This is a genomic window from Pantoea sp. Pa-EAmG (assembly GCF_030024295.1).
Classification (GTDB): domain Bacteria; phylum Pseudomonadota; class Gammaproteobacteria; order Enterobacterales; family Enterobacteriaceae; genus Pantoea; species Pantoea dispersa.
In genome coordinates, this window is record NZ_JASEWO010000028.1 from 18,217 (window position 1) to 35,333 (window position 17,117).

Below are 17,117 nucleotides of genomic sequence, written 5' to 3' on the forward strand. Positions count from 1 at the left end.
TTCAGGCTCCTGCTGCCAGTGGATAGCCGCGAGTTAAGCAACGCCAGATAAATGGAAAATGTCAGACGCCGTTCATATTTGTCATATTGCGCCCCGGCCGCGCTTCTATACTCGCCGGAGTTGAGCGGTGAGGAGCGGCAGCAATGAGTCACAGTCTGCACTGGCACGCCGGCGCGCGCGGGCGCCTGCTGATGTTTAACCTGCTGGTGGTGAGCGTTACGCTGGCGGTGAGCCTGGTGGCTATTTTCGGTTTTCGCCACGCCGGTCACATTCAGGAGCAGGCACAGGCACAAACGCTGGCCGATATGAACGGCAGCCTGGCGCTGGCGCGTGATACGGCCAATGTTGCCATCGCCGCGGTGCGGCTGGCGCAGGTGGTGGGCGCGCTCGAATACCAGAGCGAATCGGCGCGTCTGCAGCAGACCCAGCAGGCGCTGCAGCAGTCGCTGAGTCAGCTGGCCAGCGCGCCGCTGGCCGCACAGCAGCCGGCGCTGCTGGCACGCATCCGCGAGCGCAGCCAGATGCTGGAGCAAAGCATCAGCCAGCTGCTGCTGGAGGGGCATCAGCGCCATTTACAGCGTAACGTGATGCTCAGCGGCCTGTGGCAGGCGCAGCTGCTGCTCAACCGTATCGACCTGCTGGCCAGCGACGGCGCGTTTCTGCCGCTGCGCCAGCAGACGGCCGCGCTGTTAACCGTGGCAATTAAGTCCGCCACGCCGCAGGCCGCAGTGCAACAGCTCAACAGCGTGCTGCCGATCTGGTCTGCGCTGCCGCTGCAGGGCGTGCTGGCGATGCAGCGCGCGCGGCTGGTCAGCACCAGCCAGCAGCTGCTGCCGGTGGCCGGTCAGCTGGAGCAGAGTGACATCGCCATCGCCTACGCCACGTATCGCATCAAGGCGCTGGTGGCGATGCTCAACGAAGACATCACCCACTACGTTCAGCTGGTGGCGCAGCAGAGCGATGCGCGCAGCGCCACCGCCCATCAGGAACTGGATTCAATCATCGGTTTCATCGGTCTGTTTATGTTACTGGCGCTGCTGATTACCGGTTACGCCGGTTACTACATCTACCGCAATCTCGGTTCCAGCCTTACCGCCATCGCGCACGCCATGACGCGGCTGGCGCAGGGGGAGAAAAGCGTCAGCGTGCCCGGCCTGGCACGGCGCGATGAGCTGGGCGATCTGGCGCGCGCCTTTAACGTGTTCGCGCGCAACACCGCTTCGCTGGCCCACACCTCGCAGCTACTGAAAGAGAAAAGCAACCAGCTGGAATCGACCTTCCTCGCCATGCGCGACGGCTTCGCGCTGTTTGATAACAGCGGTCAGCTGGTGGTGTGGAACGCGCAGTACGCCGAACTGCTGGGCTTCGCGCCGCGCGAGCTGCATCGCGGCATGCACTATCAGCGTTTGCTTGATCGCGTCGATGTGCAGCTCAGCAGCCTGCATGACGCGCAGGAAGTCAGGTTGCCGGATGGCCGCACGCTGGAACTGCGCTTCAGCCCGGTGCCGCGGCGCGGCATGGTCAACACGGTGCTGGAGCGCACCTCACGTAAGGCGCTGGAAGCGGCGCTGCTGCACAGCCAGAAGATGAAAGCGGTCGGTCAGCTGACCGGCGGCCTGGCGCACGATTTCAATAATTTGCTGGCGGTGATCATCGGCAGCCTGGCGCTGACCGTCGATCAGCTGCCGCCCGGCACGCTGGCCAGCCGCATTGAGCGCGCGCGGCTGGCCGCCGATCGTGCCGCTCAGCTGACGCAGCGTCTGCTGGCCTTCTCACGCAAACAGGCACTTTATCCGCGTGCCGTTGCAGTGGTGGAGCTGGTGGAAAATCTGCAGTCGCTGCTGCAGCACTCCCTGCTGCCCGGCCAGCATCTGGTGGTAGATGCGCAGCGCCCCGGCTGGCCGGCGTGGATTGATGCCGGCCAGCTGGAGAACGCCCTGATGAATCTGGTGGTGAACGCGCGCGATGCCATGGAGCGCCAGAGCGGCGAAATTCGCCTGCGCATCTGGAATCAGCGGATTCAGGAGGCCGATGGCAAGCGCGACCGCGTCACCATTGAAGTGATTGACCACGGCTGCGGCATGTCCGCCGAGGTGCGGGAACAGGTGTTTGAACCCTTCTTTACCACCAAAGCCACCGGCAGCGGCAGCGGGCTGGGGCTGTCGATGGTGTACGGATTTGTGCGCCAGTCCGGCGGACAGATCGAACTGGAGACCGCGCCGGGCCAGGGCACCACGGTGCGTCTGCTGCTGCCGCGCGCGCCGGAAGCCGCGCAGCAGCTGGTGAGCGCGCCGGTGCTGACGCCGCGTGCCAGCCGCGATCGCCTGATACTGGTGCTGGATGACGAGCCGGCGGTGCGCCAGACGCTGTGCGAACATCTGCATCAGCTGGGTTATCTGACGCTGGAGTGTGCTGACGGCGAGAGCGCGCTGACGCTGCTGCGCCAGACGCCGGATATCGATCTGCTGATCAGTGACCTGATGCTGCCGGGCGCCCTGAACGGTGCGGATGTGATTCGTCAGGCGCAGCAGCAGTGGCCACAGCTGGCCACCCTGCTGATCAGCGGTCAGGATCTGCGCCAGACGCCGGTGACGCTACCGCTGTGTGAACGGCTGGCGAAACCCTGGCAGCAGGCGCAGCTGGTGCAGGCGCTGGAGCGCGCCTGGCAGCGCAGTGAACGGCTCAGTCGCGCGCGGCAGGCTGCCACAGCGGCACCCCTTTCCCGATGATGTAGCGTTTACGCAGCCGGCTGGAGATGGCGTCCATCACCATCACGACTACCACCAGAATCACGGTGAGGAACATCACCACATCCCAGTTCCACAGGCGCATGTTTTCGGCGTAGACCAGCCCGACGCCACCGGCGCCGACAAAACCCAGCACCGCCGCCGAGCGGGTGTTGGATTCAATCTGATACAGACTCAGCGCGAGAAAGGTGGGAAACGATTGGGTAAAAATGCCGTAACGGTGTTTTTGCAGGCTGTTGGCCCCCACTGCGCTCAGGCCGCGACTGGGTGAACGTTCAACCGCTTCATGCCCTTCCGCATACAGCTTGCCCAGCAGGCCGATGTCCTGCATCACAATCGCCAGCACCCCGGCCAGCGGCCCCATGCCTACCGCCCGCACGAAGATCAATCCCCAGATGGCCATGTCGATGCCGCGCAGCACATCCAGCAGCCGGCGCACCAGCAGTGATATCGGCCGCGTCAGCGGATCGTGCATCACATTGCGCGCCGCCAGAAAGGAGACCGGCAGCGCGATGACGGTGGCGGTGAGCGTGCCGGCAAACACGATAGCCAGCGTGATGCCGACCTGCGAGAAATAGTAGCCAAACGGCCAGTTGACGAAATCCTGCCAGACGAACATGCGCAGGAAATAGCGTCCGAGCTGCTGGCAGCCGATGACAAAGCGCTGCCAGTCGATGCCGAACACGCTGAAGAAGAACAGATAGTAGAGCACCAGCGCCAGTGCAATCAGCGCGATGCGCCGCAGATAACGGTTTTGCGCGGCAAACAGTGCAGCGTGCTGCTGTTTCAGTTTCGCCACGTCGGGCGCTAAGGCGATCATTTTACGTCTCCTTCAACTACACGGCGGCGCAGCCAGCCGGATAGCGTATCCAGCAGCGATACCACCACGATGATCAGCAGCAGCGTCATGCTGACCTGATCGTAGCGATCCAGTTTGATGTTGGTCATCAGCTCCTGACCGATGCCGCCCGCGCCTACCAGCCCGAGGATGGTGGAGGAGCGGAAATTAATTTCCAGCCGCATAAAGCTGTAGGAGAGAAAGGTCGGTTTCACCTGCGGCCAGAAGGCGAAGCGCATACGCTGCAGCTTGCTGGCACCACAGGCGGCGAGACCGCGCACCGGTTTGTCGGAGGCGCTCTCAATTGATTCGTAGAACAGTTTGGTCAGACTGCCGATGGTGTGCAGCGCCAGCGCCAGAAAGCCGGGGATAGCGCCGATGCCGAACGCCATCACGAACATTACCGCCCACGCCAGCTCCGGCATGGTACGCAGGAAGGCAACAAAGGCGCGAATCGCCATGCGCAGGCTGCGCGGCGTCTGGGTGTTATCAGCGGCGAAAAACGCCAGCATGGCGGCAATCAGTACTGCAATCAGGGTGGAGGACAGCGCCAGCTGCAGGGTTTCCCAGATCAGCGGCAGCTGAAAGTGCAGGCGATAGCCCCAATAAGCCAGCGAACCTTCGGTTTTGACGTCCGCGAACAGCAGCGGCAGGTGCAGCACCGGCAGCGTCGCGCCGATGTAGTCAAAGAAGTGAGGCAGCGATTGCCAGACCGTGACCAGGTTGAATTCCGCCACGTTGCCGGCCGCGAGATAGAGCGCCACCAGCAGCAGCGACCACAGCAGCGTGTCGCGTTTTTGCTGGCGGCGAATACGTTGGTAGTAGTGTTCGAAATCGGTCAAGGGAGAGATCCTTTGTTGATGGCGAGGGATTGCCCTCACCCTAACCCTCTCCCGCCAGCGGGAGAGGGAATTGTCCGGCAGTATGATGCAGGCACGTGCTCCATCCTCTACTGCCAGCGGCGAGGGAATAGTCCGGTAAACAATGCCGGCACGTGCGACCCCCTCTCTCGCCAGCGGCGAGGGAATTGTCCGGTAAACAATGCCGGCTCGTGCGGCTCCCTCTCCCGCCAGCGGCGAGGGAATTGTCCGGTAGCTCGTGCGGCCCCCTCTCCCCCCGGGAGAGGGCTGGGGTGAGGGAAAAACCGCACGAAGCCACCCGCTCGTTACCCGCGAGCACCCTTCATCAGGTCGCGCTTCATATCGATGATATTCTGGTAATCCGCGACGCTGGCGGCGCCGATGTGCTGGGCACCGCCCACCGCTTTAACAAAGCAGCTGTGATCTTCTTTATCCAGCTTTTTGATCGCGGCCACCACTTTCGCTTTGAAGTCAGCGGGCAGGTTATTACTCACCAGAATCGGGCCGTTAGGAATCAGCGGCGACTGCCAGATGATGCGGATCTGCTTCATCAGATCCGGGTGATCCATACGAATCAGACGACCAAAGGCCCCCGAGGTATAGCCACTGTTGTAATCGCCAATCAGCGACGTCCAGGTCACCGCGCCGTCGAACTGGCCATTCAGCACGCCGAGGATGTCCTGCTCGTGGCCACCGGAAAACGTCACGCTGGAGAAGGTGTTGTTGTACTTATCATCCACCGTACCGCCAAACTCTTTCTTAAAGGCCTGATTGGGCATCAGGAAGCCGGAGGTGGAATCCGGATCGGCCATGCCAAACGATTTACCTTTCAGATCTTCCAGCTTCTTATACGGGCTGTCGGCTTTGACGATCACCACCGAGTGGTAGCCTTTCGAGCCATCTTTGTCGTCCACCACGATACCGACGATATCCACGGCCTTCGGGTTTTGCAGATAGACCGAGGCATAAGACGCCGGCGACATGCTCAGCACCATATCGATCTTATTGCCCAGCAGCCCCTGAATCACGCCGGCATAGTCAGACGAGTTGCGCAGCTGCGTATCCACGCCCAGCTCTTTGTCGAAGAAGGTTTTCACACACTGGTTATCGCCAATCTGCTGGGTGGCGTTCTGCCCGCCCAGAATTCCCAGGTTAAGCTGTTTCGGTGCATCCGCTGCGTTAACGCCAAAAGCCATCAGAGCGCCTGTCAGTAAAGCTAAAGCAGTCAGTTTCATTGTGAGATTTTCTCTTGCCGTGGGAGTTAGTGGAGCTGGTTAATTTCGTCGCCGTACAGCGCATGCAGCAGGCTGTCGGTCAACTGAGCGGGATGGCCGTCAAACAGCACTTTGCCGCGCTGGATGCCGATCACCCGGGTGCAATACTGCTGCACCAGTTCAATCGAGTGCAGGTTGACCATCACGCTGATGCCCTGCTCGCTCACCTGGCGCAGCACATCCATGATGCGTTTGGTATTTTTAGGATCGAGCGACGCCACCGGCTCGTCGGCCAGCAGGATTTTCGGGCGCTGCATCAGCGCGCGGCAGATGGCGACGCGCTGCATCTGGCCGCCGGACAGATTCTCCGCCCGCTGCAGCGCCTGCGGCAGCATGTTCATCCACTGCAGCAGTTCAATCGCCTGCGCACGGTCGGTGTCGGAGAAGATTTTGAAAAAGGATTTCAGCGTTGAGGTCTGGCTGAGCCGGCCCAGCAGCACGTTGGTCAGCACGTCGAGGCGCGGCACCAGGCAGAAGTCCTGAAAGATCATGCCACACTCGCTGCGCCACTCGCGCATCTGCCGGCTGTTGAGCGTCACCACATCGCGGTCCGCCTCGCCGTGACGCATGCTGAGAATCGCGCCTTCGCTGCTGGCAATGGTGCCGTTCAGCATATGCAGCAGGGTCGATTTGCCTGCGCCCGAGCGGCCGATTACCGCCACCAGCTCGCCCGCATGCAGATCGAAACTGACATCATCCAGCACGCGGTTATCACCGAAGGCTTTGCACAGCCCCTGCACCGACAGCACCTTGTCGCCATGGCGCTGGGCAGGATGTGCATTGTCGACGACGGTTTTGAGTAGTGCCTGTGCCATGTTGCGCTCCATCTCTTCTGAGGTGTTGATTGCCCGTTATTACGGACACTGGCGATGAAGGTCTGATGACAGAACCATGATTAAACGGTGACAGCGTCGCGCAAACCGACAGCAATCTGCTGGCCGTCGAACGGTACGCTGACGTTTTCCGGTAACCCATTGTCCAGCAACCAGTTATCCATCTCATGTGACAGGTGCACCAGCCATGCCTGGCGCGGAGCCAGCCGGGCCACGATGTCCAGTGCGCGGGTAACGTCGTTGTGATTACCCACCGCGGCGCGCGGCGCATCGTTGCAGTCGATCACCAGCTGATCGAGCGGCTGGCCCTGCAGGAAATCGGCGGTGTCCGGTGGCAAACCACAGGTGTCGCACAGCCACGCCAGCCGCGTGCCATGCCAGTCGAACAGGTAGCCGTAAGTCAGCCGCGAATGCTGCAGTGGCAGCGCCGTCACCTGCAGGCTGCCGAAGCTGTGCGCGACAAAAGGCGTCAGCGCCGGGCGAAACGCCAGCAGGCCGGGATGCTTAAACAGATCGTCGCAGCCCTTTTCATCCGGCGGCGCCCACACCGGAATCGGCGCGCCGCGGCCCCAGCGCAGGCTGAACAGGCCGGCCACGTGATCCATGTGGAAATGCGTCAGCAGAATGCGACTCAGCTCACCGGGCTGGAAGCGCTGATGCAGATCGGGCAGACCGGCATCGAGCAGGATGCGCTCGCGACCGGTGTCGATCAGCGCGCTGGTGGCGTGACGCGCATAGCGTGGCTGCTGCCGGGCGCGTTCACAGGCGCGACAGTCGCAGCCGAACAGCGGCGCGGCCTGCACGCCGCCCGTACCGAGAAAGGTCAGATTCATGGCGGATGCTCCAGTAACTGACGCAGCTGATGGAGCGTGTCGATCAGCGCGCCGTCGTTGTTGAGCGCGTGGCAGTGGGCGGGCAGCGGTTCTGCTGCGCGCGCCAGCCGTCGCTGAATGTCGGCTTCACTTTCGCGCCCGCGCTGGCGCAGCCGTGCCGCCAGTACGGCTGGCGAGACCTGCAGCACCAGCGGCAGCAGCTGCTCGCCGTAGTGCTGGCGCACGACTGGCAGATGCAGACGTGAACCGTTGACCAGCACATTAAGACCGCGCGCCAGCCAGTGGTCAATCTCCTCGCCGAGCGCGTAGCTCAGGCCGTGTGCGCGCCAGCTGATGGCGAACAGGCCGAGCGCTTCCCGCCGGCGGAATTCGGCTTCGCTCAGCGCCACGTGGTTTTCACCACCGGCATCGGCCGGCCGCGTGATATAGCGATGGGCGATCACCAGCTTGTCCGGCGGCGCCTCGCGCAGCGCATTCAGCAGGCTGTCTTTACCCGAGCCCGAGGGCCCGGTCAGCCAGATGAGGCGCGCCATCAGAACACCAGCCTGCCCTGTGACCAGACGTGGCGAATGTGCACATGACCGTGATCGGTGTGTGCCAGCACCAGATCGGCGCGCAGCCCTTCGGCAATTGTGCCGCGATCGTGCAGCCCAATCGCCTGCGCAGGGTTGCGTGTGACCAGCGCCGCCGCCTGCGGTAGCGTCAGCGCATTACGCTCGTCGGCCACCAGGCGGAACACCGCATCCAGCAGGCTGGCCGGATAGTAATCCGACGAGAGAATATCCAGCAGGCCGTGGCTGGCCAGTTGCCACGCCGCGACATTGCCAGAGTGCGATCCGCCGCGCACGATGTTGGGCGCACCCATCAGTACCTGCATGCCGCACTCACGCGAGGCGCGGGCCGCTTCCAGCGTGGTGGGAAACTCAGCAATTGCGCTACCCACCGCGTGCGACTCAGCCACGTGCGCCGCCGTGGCATCATCGTGGCTGGCAACCGGAATACCGCGCGCCTGACACAGGCCAGCGATGGCATTGCGGTTCGGCGTGGAGAATTCGGTAGCCAGCGCCAGCTGTTCGCGCTCAAACTGATCCATCTGCTCGTCGTTGAGCTGATATTTGCCCTGATAGTAAGTGCGGTACATCTCCAGTGACGCATACTGGCGCTGGCCCGGCGAATGATCCATCAGCGACACCAGCGACAGCTCCGGCGTGCTCATCAGCGCTTCAAACAGCGGCAGCGTGGTGTGGTGCGGCAGCTCACAGCGCAGGTGCAGCTGGTGGTCGGCGCGGTTGATCCCTTTGCGGTTGCTGTCCTGAATCGCCGTAATCATTTTGCTCAGGTTTTCGAGGCGGTGCCCGCCGTCGCGCACGTCACCGACGCCGATGGCATCCAGCACCGTGGTGATGCCGCTGGCGACCATCAGTGCATCGTGGCTGCTCATCGCCGAGTGCGCCGGCCAGTCGACTTTGGGCCGTGGCGTAAAGAATTTATCGAGGTTGTCGGTGTGCAGCTCAACCAGCCCCGGCAGCAAAAACGCGTTCCCGCCGTCCAGCGCGCCCGGCTGCTGACTGCCGCTGTCGCTGAAGCTGGCGATCCGGCCACCGCGCATCTCCAGCGATCCGCTGACGACCTCATTTTCCAGCACCAGCCGGACATTATTCACGATCATGCCTGTTCTCCTGTGTGCAGCGGCTGCATGACGTGCAGGCGGTCGGCCACCCGGGCGCGCACCGCTTCGTCATGGAAAATACCTACGATAGCGGCGCCGCGGGCGCGCGCCTGTTCAATCAGCTCCACCACCGCCGCGCTGTTAGCGCTGTCGAGTGACGCCGTGGGTTCATCCAGCAGCAGCACCGGATAGTCAGCGATAAAGCCGCGTGCGATGTTAACGCGCTGCTGTTCCCCGCCTGAGAAGGTCGAGGGGGCCAGCGACCACAGGCGCTGCGGCACGTTAAGACGCGTCAGCAGTTCGCGGGCGCGCTGTTCACAGCGGGCGCGTTCGACGCCGCGCTCCAGCAGCGGCTGCATGACGATCTCCAGTGTCGGTACGCGCGGAATCACGCGCAGAAACTGGCTGACCCAGCCGACGGTGTCACGGCGGATCGCCAGCATCTGACGCGCCGGTGCCTGTGCCAGATCGACCCACTGGCCGTGATGCTGCAGCCAGATGTGACCGCTGTTGGCCTGATAGTTACCGTACAGCGCACGCAGCAGCGTGGATTTACCGCTGCCGGAACGCCCGTGCAGCACCACGCATTCGCTGGCTGCCACCTCAAGGCTGGCGTGCTGCAGCACCGGCAGCTCGGCGCTGTTCTGGTTGTGCAGCACAAAGGTTTTGCTGAGATTCTCTACGCGCAAAATGGGTTGCATGTTGATGTCCTGATAATGATTCGTCCAGCCGCACGTAACCGTAGCGGCGCGATTTATCGCGCATTTAGCAGCAACGCTCGCTGTTCAACTGAGCGCAATAAATTGCGCCGCTACGATTGGTGCACACCTCGTGAGTAGTGCGCATTAATGCGCACCGCCAGCGTGTTCTATGCCAGCACCGATGAAACCAGCAGCTGGGTGTACGGATGGTGCGGATCGTCAAGTACCCGGTCGGTGAGCCCGCTCTCCACCACTTTGCCCTGCTTCATTACCAGCAGGCGGTGCGCCAGCAGACGCGCGACGCCCAGATCGTGGGTGACGATAATCACCGCCAGATTCAGTTCGCGTACCAGCGTGCGCAGCAGATCCAGCAGGCGCGCCTGCACCGAGACATCCAGCCCGCCGGTCGGCTCATCCATAAACACCAGCGTCGGCTGCGTCACCAGGTTGCGCGCAATCTGCAAACGCTGCTGCATGCCGCCGGAAAAGGTGGTGGGCAGATCGTCGATGCGGTTGGCCGGAATTTCGACGTCCTGCAGCCAGCGCAGCGCCTCGTTGCGGATGTCGCCGTAATGACGCTGTCCAATCGCCATCAGACGCTCACCAATATTGCCGCCCGCCGTCACCTGCGGACGCAGGCCATCCAGCGGATGCTGATGCACCACGCCCCACTCGGTGCGCAGTAACCGCCGGCGCTCGCTCTCGCTGAGCTGATACAGATCGCGGCCGCGGTAGAGAATGTTGCCCTGCTGTGGCGCCAGACGCGCCGACAGGCTGCGCAGCAGCGTGGTTTTCCCCGAGCCGGATTCACCGACAATCCCCAGCACCTCGCCGGGATAGAGCGCAAAACTGACGTCTTCAAAACCTTTGCCCGGCGCGTAGAGGTGCGTCAGGTTATTGACCGCGAGCAGCGGCTGTTCACTGTGCATGCTGTTGTTCCTGCTGCTGGTGGCAAAAATCGGTATCGGAGCAGACAAACATGCGCGTACCGGCATCATCCATCACCACTTCGTCGAGATAGCTGTGGCGCGAACCGCACAGCGCACAGGGTTGTTCCCAGCTCTGCACGCTGAACGGGTGATCGTCGAAATCCAGACTTTCCACTTTGGTGTAGGGCGGCAGCGCATAAATGCGTTTTTCACGTCCGGCACCAAACAGCTGCAGTGCCGGCATCATGTGCATCTTCGGGTTGTCGAATTTGGGAATCGGCGACGGATCCATCACGTAGCGATCGTTAACCTTCACCGGATAGGCATAGGTGGTGGCGATATGGCCGTAGCGGGCAATATCTTCATACAGCTTGACCTGCATGATGCCGTACTCCTCCAGCGCGTGCATGGTGCGGGTTTCCGTCTCACGCGGCTCAATAAAGCGCAGCGGCTCCGGGATCGGCACCTGAAAAATCAGCACCTGATCCTCTTCAAGCGGCGTCTCCGGAATGCGGTGCCGCGTCTGGATCAGCGTGGCGTCTTTGGTGGCTTCGGTGGTTGCCGCCCCGCTGACGCGCTGGAAGAAGCGCCGGATAGAGACCGCGTTGGTGGTGTCATCCGCGCCCTGATCGATCACTTTCAGCACGTCGCTGTCGCCAATAATGCTGGCGGTGATCTGAATGCCGCCGGTGCCCCAGCCATACGGCATCGGCATTTCGCGGCCGGCAAACGGCACCTGATAACCAGGGATCGCGACCGCTTTCAGAATGGCGCGGCGGATGGTGCGTTTGGTCTGCTCATCCAGGTAGCCGTTGTTGTAGCCGGTTAACTCACTCATCATTCTGCTCCTGATGCTGTTGGCGCAGCCGCTGCAGCAGCTCCAGCTCCGCCTGGAAATCCACGTAGTGCGGCAGTTTCAGGTGCGAGACAAAGCCGGCGGCTTCGACGTTATCGGCGTGCGACAGCACGAACTCTTCGTCCTGCGCCGGCCCGGCAATGCGCTCCTGATAATCGGGTGCCTGCAGCGCACGGTCCACCAGCGCCATCGCCATCGCCTTGCGTTCTGCGCGTCCGAACACCAGACCATAGCCGCGGGTAAAGTGCGGGGCGCTGTCGCCCTGGGTGGTGAAGCCGTTGACCATTTCGCATTCGGTCAGCAGGATCTCGCCAATTTCAATCTCAAAACCCAGTTCTTCGGGGCAGATCGACACGCTGAGATAGCCGGTGCGGATTTCACCGGCAAACGGATGGTTGCGGCCATAGCCGCGCTGGGTCGAATAGCCAAGCGCCAGCAGAAACCCCTCGTCGCCGCGCACCAGCTGCTGTAAGCGGGCAGCGCGTGACGCCGGATAACCGGGCGGCTGGCGCGTGATGTCGCACGGCTCGCTGCCGTCATCCTCTTCACGCGCTGCCAGCCCTTCACGCGTCATCATGCTGAACACATGCGGGCAACGCTGCGCCAGCGCCTGATCGTCACGCGCGGCGGCCGGCGTTTCGCCGTTGGCCAGCAGGGTAAAATCCAGCAGGCGGTGGCTGTAGTCATAGGTCGGGCCCAGCACCTGGCCACCAGGCAGATCTTTGTAAACCGCCGAGATGCGGCGCTCGATGCGCATTTCCGCGGTTTCCAGCGCCAGGCTGTCCGCGAGGCGCGGCAGCGTGGTGCGGTAGGCGCGCAGCAGGAAGATCGCCTCGACCAAATCACCACTGGCCTGTTTGATGGCTAAGGCCGCCAGCTGTGTGTCAAAGATGCCGCCTTCGGTCATCACCCGGTCCACCGCCAGCCCCAGCTGTTGCGCCACCTGATCGCAGCCCAGCTCCGGCACGCTGCGATCGCCACGGCGCAGATCGGCCTGCAGCTGATGGGCGCTGGCAATCGCCTTTTCGCCCCCTTTCACGGCTACATACATCAGCACACCTCCACATCGGTAGTGCGTGGCAGCGCCATCATCGCTTCACCGCAGGTGAAAATCAGATCCACCCCCTGCGGGAACGGATGCGGGCGCTCACGCAGATAGGTCAGAATGGCGGCCGGCAGTTGCGGCGCGATGGCGCGCGGCTCACGCAGGCCGGGCCCGGAGAGGCGCAGCGTCAGCCCGCCGTTGAGCGACGGCACTTCGACAATCAGCGTGGTGCTCTTCTCAGGGGACAGATTGTCACCGGCGGCGAAGCAGGCGGGATCGGGATTGGCCGCCGCGTGGGTCAGCGCAAACGGGGCATCGCGCTCATCGACAATCGGTACGCCGGTGTGAAAGCGCAGGTTGCTGCGCAGGATATCGCTGTCCACGCGGCGATCCAGCCACAGCGCGCTCTCCTGATCGACCAGCGTCAGCAGCACCGCCGTTGCTGCCGGGGAGAGATCGCCCCAACCCTGCGCCAGCGGCAGCGAGACCATCACGCCCGGCTCGCTCATCGCTTTGAGAATGCGGCGGAAGGCGCGCTGGGCGTCGGCAACCGGATGGTTAAAACTTGCCAGTAATGTCATTCGTTATCTCCGCGAACCAGCGTAAAGAAATCCACTTTGGAGCTGGCGATCTCCCGCGCGCGCAGCTGGCGCTGCTCTTCACGCAGTGCCGCCAGCGGGGCAATAATTTTTTCCTGCAGCAGCGCCTGGGTTTCCGGCTGTTGCAGCAGCGCATCAATCAGCGCGCAGCGTTCGGCATGCGCCTTATCGCGCCCCAGCACATAGCTAAAACCCAGCGTGCCGTCGTGCAGTCTGATCACCGCGCGGGTGACGGTGGCATCGCCCATGACGAAGCGTTTCCCGCTGCCGCCCATGCGCGCCTGCAGACGGGTTAAACCGGTTTCCGCCGGGCGCAGGCGCTCGAAGGCGGGTGTAAGCTGTAGCGACAGCCAGTGGCTGGCCAGCGCGCTGGCTTCACTGTGCGCCAGCACCGAAAGCCAGTGCTGACGGGCGGTTTGCTGTTTCATTGGTGCTCCAGGGTGAGTTCAATCATGTCGCCACGCGTCAGGCTGACGGAGTACTCCGCCACCTGACCGTCCGGCTGTGTATTCAGGGTGCGCACGCACAGCAGCGGCGCGTGCAGCGTAATCTCCAGCTGTTTGCACTCTTTGGCCTGTGCGCGGCGTGTACTGATGCGGGTCTGACGGCGACTCAGCTGCAGGCCGAGCTGCTGCTGCATGAAGTCGTGCAGGGAACCGTGCTGGAACGTCTGCAGCGCCGGCCACCAGCGCAGGTCGGCCAGATAGTGATTGATCACGCACACCGGCACGCCGTTGACGCGGCGCAGAGTGCGTAAGTGAATGACGCTGGCACCCTCGTCACTGCCCAGCGCGGCGGCCACGTCACTGCTGGCTGGACGCAGTACCGCCAGCAGCCGTTCGCTGGTGGGATGACTGCCCTGCTCCAGCAGGTTCTGGCTAAAGCGTGCCTGGGCATGCAGCGGGTAGTCGTACGGGCGCATCAGCACCAGGATGCCGACGCCATGGCGCCGCTGCAGCAGGCCTTTGTTCACCAGCTCATCCACGGCCCGGCGCAGCGTGTGGCGATTGACGGCGTAGTGATCGGCCAGCTGCTGTTCAGACGGCAGATAATCGCCGCAGCGATAGCGCTCCTGCAGCGCCTGCTCCAGCTGGGCGGCAACCGCCTGATAGACAGTGGTCGGATGTCTGGATATCTCCATCACGCTCAATACCTCATTCGTTTCAGGTTGAGGGGCGCAGCGGAAGAGGCTGCGGAATGGCGACTACAGTGCGGGAGACAGATGACAGTGCCGTGACGGCTCAGTGACGTGCGGATGAATTTGCTTTAAGGCAGCAGGATGGCAGCCAGACGGCTGCCAATTCAATAAAATCCACTTAACTGTTACCTTTGTGACTATGCGCAAAAAAACTGCGTGCAGTTTCACGCCTTTAACGCTTCCCTTACCAGATGCAGGCTGCGTAAATTCTGCTAATTTAATCAGTAAGCCCTGCCCGGAGCGCGAAACCTTAAAATGATAAACACCTTCAAACTTTCGCACGGTTTTCGCCGCAATTTTTTGCGCGAAGTGATTCTGCCGCTGGTGGCGATTTTGCTGCTGACTTTTCTCGGTGCCGGTTTCGGCCTGTTCTGGAGCACCTCGGCCACCAACCATGAGGCGCGCGAGCAGCAGCAGCGGATGATCGCCGCCTCGTTCAATCAGAGCCTGAGTGAACATCTGCGCCAGCTGCGCAGCCTGACGCGCTGGTCCCCGCTTGCCGATCAACTGGCGCAGCCGCAGCCGGACAGCGACTGGCTGAATCAAAACGTCGGTAGCTGGCTGTACGATATGTTTGATCATCAGCTGATTGTGCTGCTTGACCGCACCAATCAGCCGACCGCCGTGTGGCGCAACGGCCAGCCGGTGGCGGATCTGCGCATCGGACCGTACCTGCGCGATCTGTTGCAGACGCCACTGGTGCAAAGCAGTGATGAGGTGCCCGGCCCGGCCGACCGTGCGGATTTTGTGCGCATCGGTCAGCGTGCGGCTGCGCTGGCGGTGGGCGACATCAGCAGTACGCGCGAGGCCGGGCGCTACCGGCTGGTGAGTATTAAGTTTCTTGATGATGGCTATCTGCGCAACCTGTCTGAACGCAGCCAGCTGCGGCAGCTCTTCTTTAGCGATGGCGTACCGCAGAGCGACCGCAAAGCACGCTATCCGCTGACCTCGCGTCAGGGCGATATCGTCGGCTACCTCAGCTGGGATCCGGACAAGCCGGGCGCGCAGATGTTGCGTACCCTCGGTCCTTCCACGCTGATTTCGGTGCTGCTGATCACCCTGCTGTGTCTGTTTATGGTGCGGCGCATCTGGACTTCCTCGCTCGATTTATCGCAGTCACTGCTGAAGCTCGGGGCCAGCGAGGCGCAGGCGCAGCATCTGGCGTTTCACGATGTGCTGACCGGGCTGCCGAACCGGGCGCTGGTTGAAGATCGGCTGACTCAGGCGCTGGCCGCCGCGACCCGTCACGACCAGCGCGTGGCGTTGCTGCTGCTGGATCTGGACCGCTTCAAAATCATTAACGATACCTGGGGCCATCACGCCGGCGATGATCTGATTATCGAGGTGGCGCGCCGCCTGAGCCACCTGGTGCGCGCCAGCGATACCGTCGGGCGTATTGGCGGCGATGAATTTATCATCGTGATGCCGGAGGTAGAGAATATCGGTCAGGTGCAGGCGCTGGCGCAGCGCATCATCGCCGCGCTGGGCGAGCCGTATCAGCTGGTGGGCAACGAACTGTGGGTTGGCGTCAGCATTGGCCTGGCGCTGGCACCCCGCGATGGCATTGACCGGCTGGAGCTGATGCGCAAAGCCGACATTGCGCTATACGAAGCGAAAAATGGCGGACGCGGTCAGTATCGCCAGTTTGAAAAGGTGATGGATGAATCGCTGCGTACGCGGCAGCAGATAGCGGCGGATCTGCGTCAGGCGCTGGTCACGTACGACGGTCTGGCGGTGTGGTATCAGCCACTGATGGAGATCAGCGGCCAGCAGATTGTCGGACTGGAAGCGCTGCTGCGCTGGCATCATCCGCAGCGCGGCGATGTGTCGCCTGCGGACTTTATCGCCATCGCCGAAGAGACCGGCATGATTATTCCGCTGGGCGAATGGGTGCTGCGCGAGGCCTGCAAAACCGCCCTGAAGTTACCGCAGGTGATTGTGGCGGTGAACGTTTCGCCGGTGCAGTTCCGCGCCAGCGGGTTTGTCGAACGCATAATTGAGATTGTGCAGTCGGAAGGTGCCGATCCGCAGCGGCTGGAGCTGGAAATCACCGAAGGCGTGTTGATTGAGGATGAACACGAAGCGCGCAACAGTATCATCGCGCTGCGCGACGCCGGGTTCCGTATCGCGCTGGATGATTTCGGCACCGGTTATTCGAGCCTGAATTATCTCAGCACGTTTCCGGTCGACAAGATTAAAATCGACCGGTCGTTTACCCAGTCGCTGGGCGTGGCGGAGAACTCCACCGCGATTGTCGAATCCGTGGTGCGCCTCGGCCACGCCATGGGCCTGACCGTCACCGCCGAAGGCGTCGAAACCGAGGGCCAGAAAAACGCGCTGGCCGATGCCGGGTGTAATGAACTGCAGGGATATTTGTTCAGCCGCGCGGTGCCGTTGAGCGAGATTGAGCGGATGGTGTGAGGGGAGTACGGCGTTCAATTTGTTTGTTTTTGTCCTGGTGCGCATAAATGCGCACCCTACAAAATCTTGTACCGTCCTGTGGGTTTGCCATTTACGGCAAACAAACACAATCCCAACCCTGTAGGGGCGCCATTTATGGCGACCTGGTAAAAACCCGCACTCATCTAAAATTATCCTGGTGCGCATAAATGCGTACCCTACAAAACCTTGTACCGTCCTGTGGTTTTGCCAATTACGGCGACCAAACACAATCCCAACCCTGTAGATACCGTCTTGCCGGTTACCTGGCAAGACATATTTCGGCATCGAACGGA

The 17,117-nt window shown here is 62.1% G+C and carries 16 protein-coding genes; 2 read left to right on the forward strand and 14 right to left on the reverse strand.

Annotation, left to right across the window (positions count from 1 at the left end; genetic code table 11):
- Nucleotides 1-143: 143 nt before the first annotated feature.
- Nucleotides 144-2,729: an ATP-binding protein gene (locus QMM04_RS06245; protein ID WP_282995836.1), complete on the forward strand. Its 2,586-nt coding sequence runs from the start codon at nucleotides 144-146 to the stop codon at nucleotides 2,727-2,729.
- Here the strand turns inward: QMM04_RS06245 and phnE (QMM04_RS06250) are convergent.
- The 14 genes from phnE (QMM04_RS06250) to phnF all read right to left on the reverse strand — a co-directional run bounded on the left by phnE (QMM04_RS06250) (nucleotide 2,683) and on the right by phnF (nucleotide 14,325).
- On the reverse strand, nucleotides 2,683-3,567 hold the full coding sequence (gene phnE, locus QMM04_RS06250; protein ID WP_021509808.1) for a phosphonate ABC transporter, permease protein PhnE: 885 nt from the start codon (nucleotides 3,565-3,567) through the stop codon (nucleotides 2,683-2,685). The two genes, QMM04_RS06245 and phnE (QMM04_RS06250), sit on opposite strands and share 47 nt — an antisense overlap.
- A complete protein-coding gene (gene phnE / locus QMM04_RS06255; RefSeq protein ID WP_282995837.1) occupies nucleotides 3,564-4,427 on the reverse strand; it encodes a phosphonate ABC transporter, permease protein PhnE in 864 nt (287 codons plus the stop codon). The genes phnE (QMM04_RS06250) and phnE (QMM04_RS06255) overlap by 4 nt, the downstream gene beginning before the upstream one ends.
- Nucleotides 4,428-4,750: 323 nt before the next feature.
- A complete protein-coding gene (gene phnD / locus QMM04_RS06260) occupies nucleotides 4,751-5,680 on the reverse strand; it encodes a phosphonate ABC transporter substrate-binding protein (RefSeq protein WP_031280167.1) in 930 nt (309 codons plus the stop codon).
- Nucleotides 5,681-5,706: 26 nt separating this feature from the next.
- Nucleotides 5,707-6,534 (reverse strand): phosphonate ABC transporter ATP-binding protein, encoded by an 828-nt coding sequence (phnC, locus tag QMM04_RS06265; RefSeq protein ID WP_021509805.1) that lies wholly within the window; start codon nucleotides 6,532-6,534, stop codon nucleotides 5,707-5,709.
- An 80-nt stretch (nucleotides 6,535-6,614) separates the two neighbouring features.
- Entirely contained in the window at nucleotides 6,615-7,385 is a 771-nt protein-coding gene (gene phnP, locus QMM04_RS06270; protein ID WP_058774781.1) for a phosphonate metabolism protein PhnP, read from the reverse strand.
- On the reverse strand, nucleotides 7,382-7,918 hold the full coding sequence (gene phnN, locus QMM04_RS06275; RefSeq protein ID WP_104188816.1) for a ribose 1,5-bisphosphokinase: 537 nt from the start codon (nucleotides 7,916-7,918) through the stop codon (nucleotides 7,382-7,384). The genes phnP and phnN overlap by 4 nt, the downstream gene beginning before the upstream one ends.
- Nucleotides 7,918-9,054 (reverse strand): alpha-D-ribose 1-methylphosphonate 5-triphosphate diphosphatase, encoded by a 1,137-nt coding sequence (gene phnM / locus QMM04_RS06280; RefSeq protein ID WP_282995838.1) that lies wholly within the window; start codon nucleotides 9,052-9,054, stop codon nucleotides 7,918-7,920. The genes phnN and phnM overlap by 1 nt, the downstream gene beginning before the upstream one ends.
- A complete protein-coding gene (gene phnL / locus QMM04_RS06285; RefSeq protein WP_127834295.1) occupies nucleotides 9,051-9,755 on the reverse strand; it encodes a phosphonate C-P lyase system protein PhnL in 705 nt (234 codons plus the stop codon). The genes phnM and phnL overlap by 4 nt, the downstream gene beginning before the upstream one ends.
- 167 nt (nucleotides 9,756-9,922) lie before the next feature.
- The gene (gene phnK, locus QMM04_RS06290) at nucleotides 9,923-10,684 is read right to left on the reverse strand and encodes a phosphonate C-P lyase system protein PhnK (protein WP_021509800.1); all 762 of its coding nucleotides are present in this window, start codon (nucleotides 10,682-10,684) and stop codon (nucleotides 9,923-9,925) included.
- The gene (locus tag QMM04_RS06295; protein WP_021509799.1) at nucleotides 10,674-11,522 is read right to left on the reverse strand and encodes an alpha-D-ribose 1-methylphosphonate 5-phosphate C-P-lyase PhnJ; all 849 of its coding nucleotides are present in this window, start codon (nucleotides 11,520-11,522) and stop codon (nucleotides 10,674-10,676) included. The genes phnK and QMM04_RS06295 overlap by 11 nt, the downstream gene beginning before the upstream one ends.
- Nucleotides 11,515-12,591: a carbon-phosphorus lyase complex subunit PhnI gene (locus tag QMM04_RS06300; RefSeq protein ID WP_282995839.1), complete on the reverse strand. Its 1,077-nt coding sequence runs from the start codon at nucleotides 12,589-12,591 to the stop codon at nucleotides 11,515-11,517. Before QMM04_RS06300 ends, QMM04_RS06295 begins: the two co-directional genes overlap by 8 nt.
- Complete coding sequence (gene phnH / locus QMM04_RS06305; protein ID WP_058774784.1) at nucleotides 12,591-13,166, reverse strand: phosphonate C-P lyase system protein PhnH; 576 nt, start codon at nucleotides 13,164-13,166, stop codon at nucleotides 12,591-12,593. The genes QMM04_RS06300 and phnH overlap by 1 nt, the downstream gene beginning before the upstream one ends.
- On the reverse strand, nucleotides 13,163-13,612 hold the full coding sequence (gene phnG / locus QMM04_RS06310; RefSeq protein WP_159378474.1) for a phosphonate C-P lyase system protein PhnG: 450 nt from the start codon (nucleotides 13,610-13,612) through the stop codon (nucleotides 13,163-13,165). Before phnG ends, phnH begins: the two co-directional genes overlap by 4 nt.
- Nucleotides 13,609-14,325 (reverse strand): phosphonate metabolism transcriptional regulator PhnF, encoded by a 717-nt coding sequence (phnF, locus tag QMM04_RS06315; RefSeq protein WP_088518068.1) that lies wholly within the window; start codon nucleotides 14,323-14,325, stop codon nucleotides 13,609-13,611. Before phnF ends, phnG begins: the two co-directional genes overlap by 4 nt.
- Before the next feature lie 312 nt (nucleotides 14,326-14,637).
- Between phnF and QMM04_RS06320 the strand changes: the two genes are divergently transcribed.
- Entirely contained in the window at nucleotides 14,638-16,803 is a 2,166-nt protein-coding gene (locus QMM04_RS06320; protein WP_282995840.1) for an EAL domain-containing protein, read from the forward strand.
- Nucleotides 16,804-17,117 lie beyond the last annotated feature (314 nt).

What these genes read in the sequence shown, in the direction of transcription:
- QMM04_RS06245 (WP_282995836.1), top strand. Translation starts at nt 144, where the DNA reads ATGAGTCACAGTCTGCACTGGCACGCCGGCGCGCGCGGGCGCCTGCTG.
- phnE (WP_021509808.1), bottom strand. Translation starts at nt 3,567, where the DNA reads ATGATCGCCTTAGCGCCCGACGTGGCGAAACTGAAACAGCAGCACGCT.
- phnD (WP_031280167.1), bottom strand. Translation starts at nt 5,680, where the DNA reads ATGAAACTGACTGCTTTAGCTTTACTGACAGGCGCTCTGATGGCTTTT.
- phnC (WP_021509805.1), bottom strand. Translation starts at nt 6,534, where the DNA reads ATGGCACAGGCACTACTCAAAACCGTCGTCGACAATGCACATCCTGCC.
- phnP (WP_058774781.1), bottom strand. Translation starts at nt 7,385, where the DNA reads ATGAATCTGACCTTTCTCGGTACGGGCGGCGTGCAGGCCGCGCCGCTG.
- phnN (WP_104188816.1), bottom strand. Translation starts at nt 7,918, where the DNA reads ATGGCGCGCCTCATCTGGCTGACCGGGCCCTCGGGCTCGGGTAAAGAC.
- phnM (WP_282995838.1), bottom strand. Translation starts at nt 9,054, where the DNA reads ATGATCGTGAATAATGTCCGGCTGGTGCTGGAAAATGAGGTCGTCAGC.
- phnL (WP_127834295.1), bottom strand. Translation starts at nt 9,755, where the DNA reads ATGCAACCCATTTTGCGCGTAGAGAATCTCAGCAAAACCTTTGTGCTG.
- phnK (WP_021509800.1), bottom strand. Translation starts at nt 10,684, where the DNA reads ATGCACAGTGAACAGCCGCTGCTCGCGGTCAATAACCTGACGCACCTC.
- QMM04_RS06295 (WP_021509799.1), bottom strand. Translation starts at nt 11,522, where the DNA reads ATGAGTGAGTTAACCGGCTACAACAACGGCTACCTGGATGAGCAGACC.
- QMM04_RS06300 (WP_282995839.1), bottom strand. Translation starts at nt 12,591, where the DNA reads ATGTATGTAGCCGTGAAAGGGGGCGAAAAGGCGATTGCCAGCGCCCAT.
- phnH (WP_058774784.1), bottom strand. Translation starts at nt 13,166, where the DNA reads ATGACATTACTGGCAAGTTTTAACCATCCGGTTGCCGACGCCCAGCGC.
- phnG (WP_159378474.1), bottom strand. Translation starts at nt 13,612, where the DNA reads ATGAAACAGCAAACCGCCCGTCAGCACTGGCTTTCGGTGCTGGCGCAC.
- phnF (WP_088518068.1), bottom strand. Translation starts at nt 14,325, where the DNA reads ATGGAGATATCCAGACATCCGACCACTGTCTATCAGGCGGTTGCCGCC.
- QMM04_RS06320 (WP_282995840.1), top strand. Translation starts at nt 14,638, where the DNA reads ATGATAAACACCTTCAAACTTTCGCACGGTTTTCGCCGCAATTTTTTG.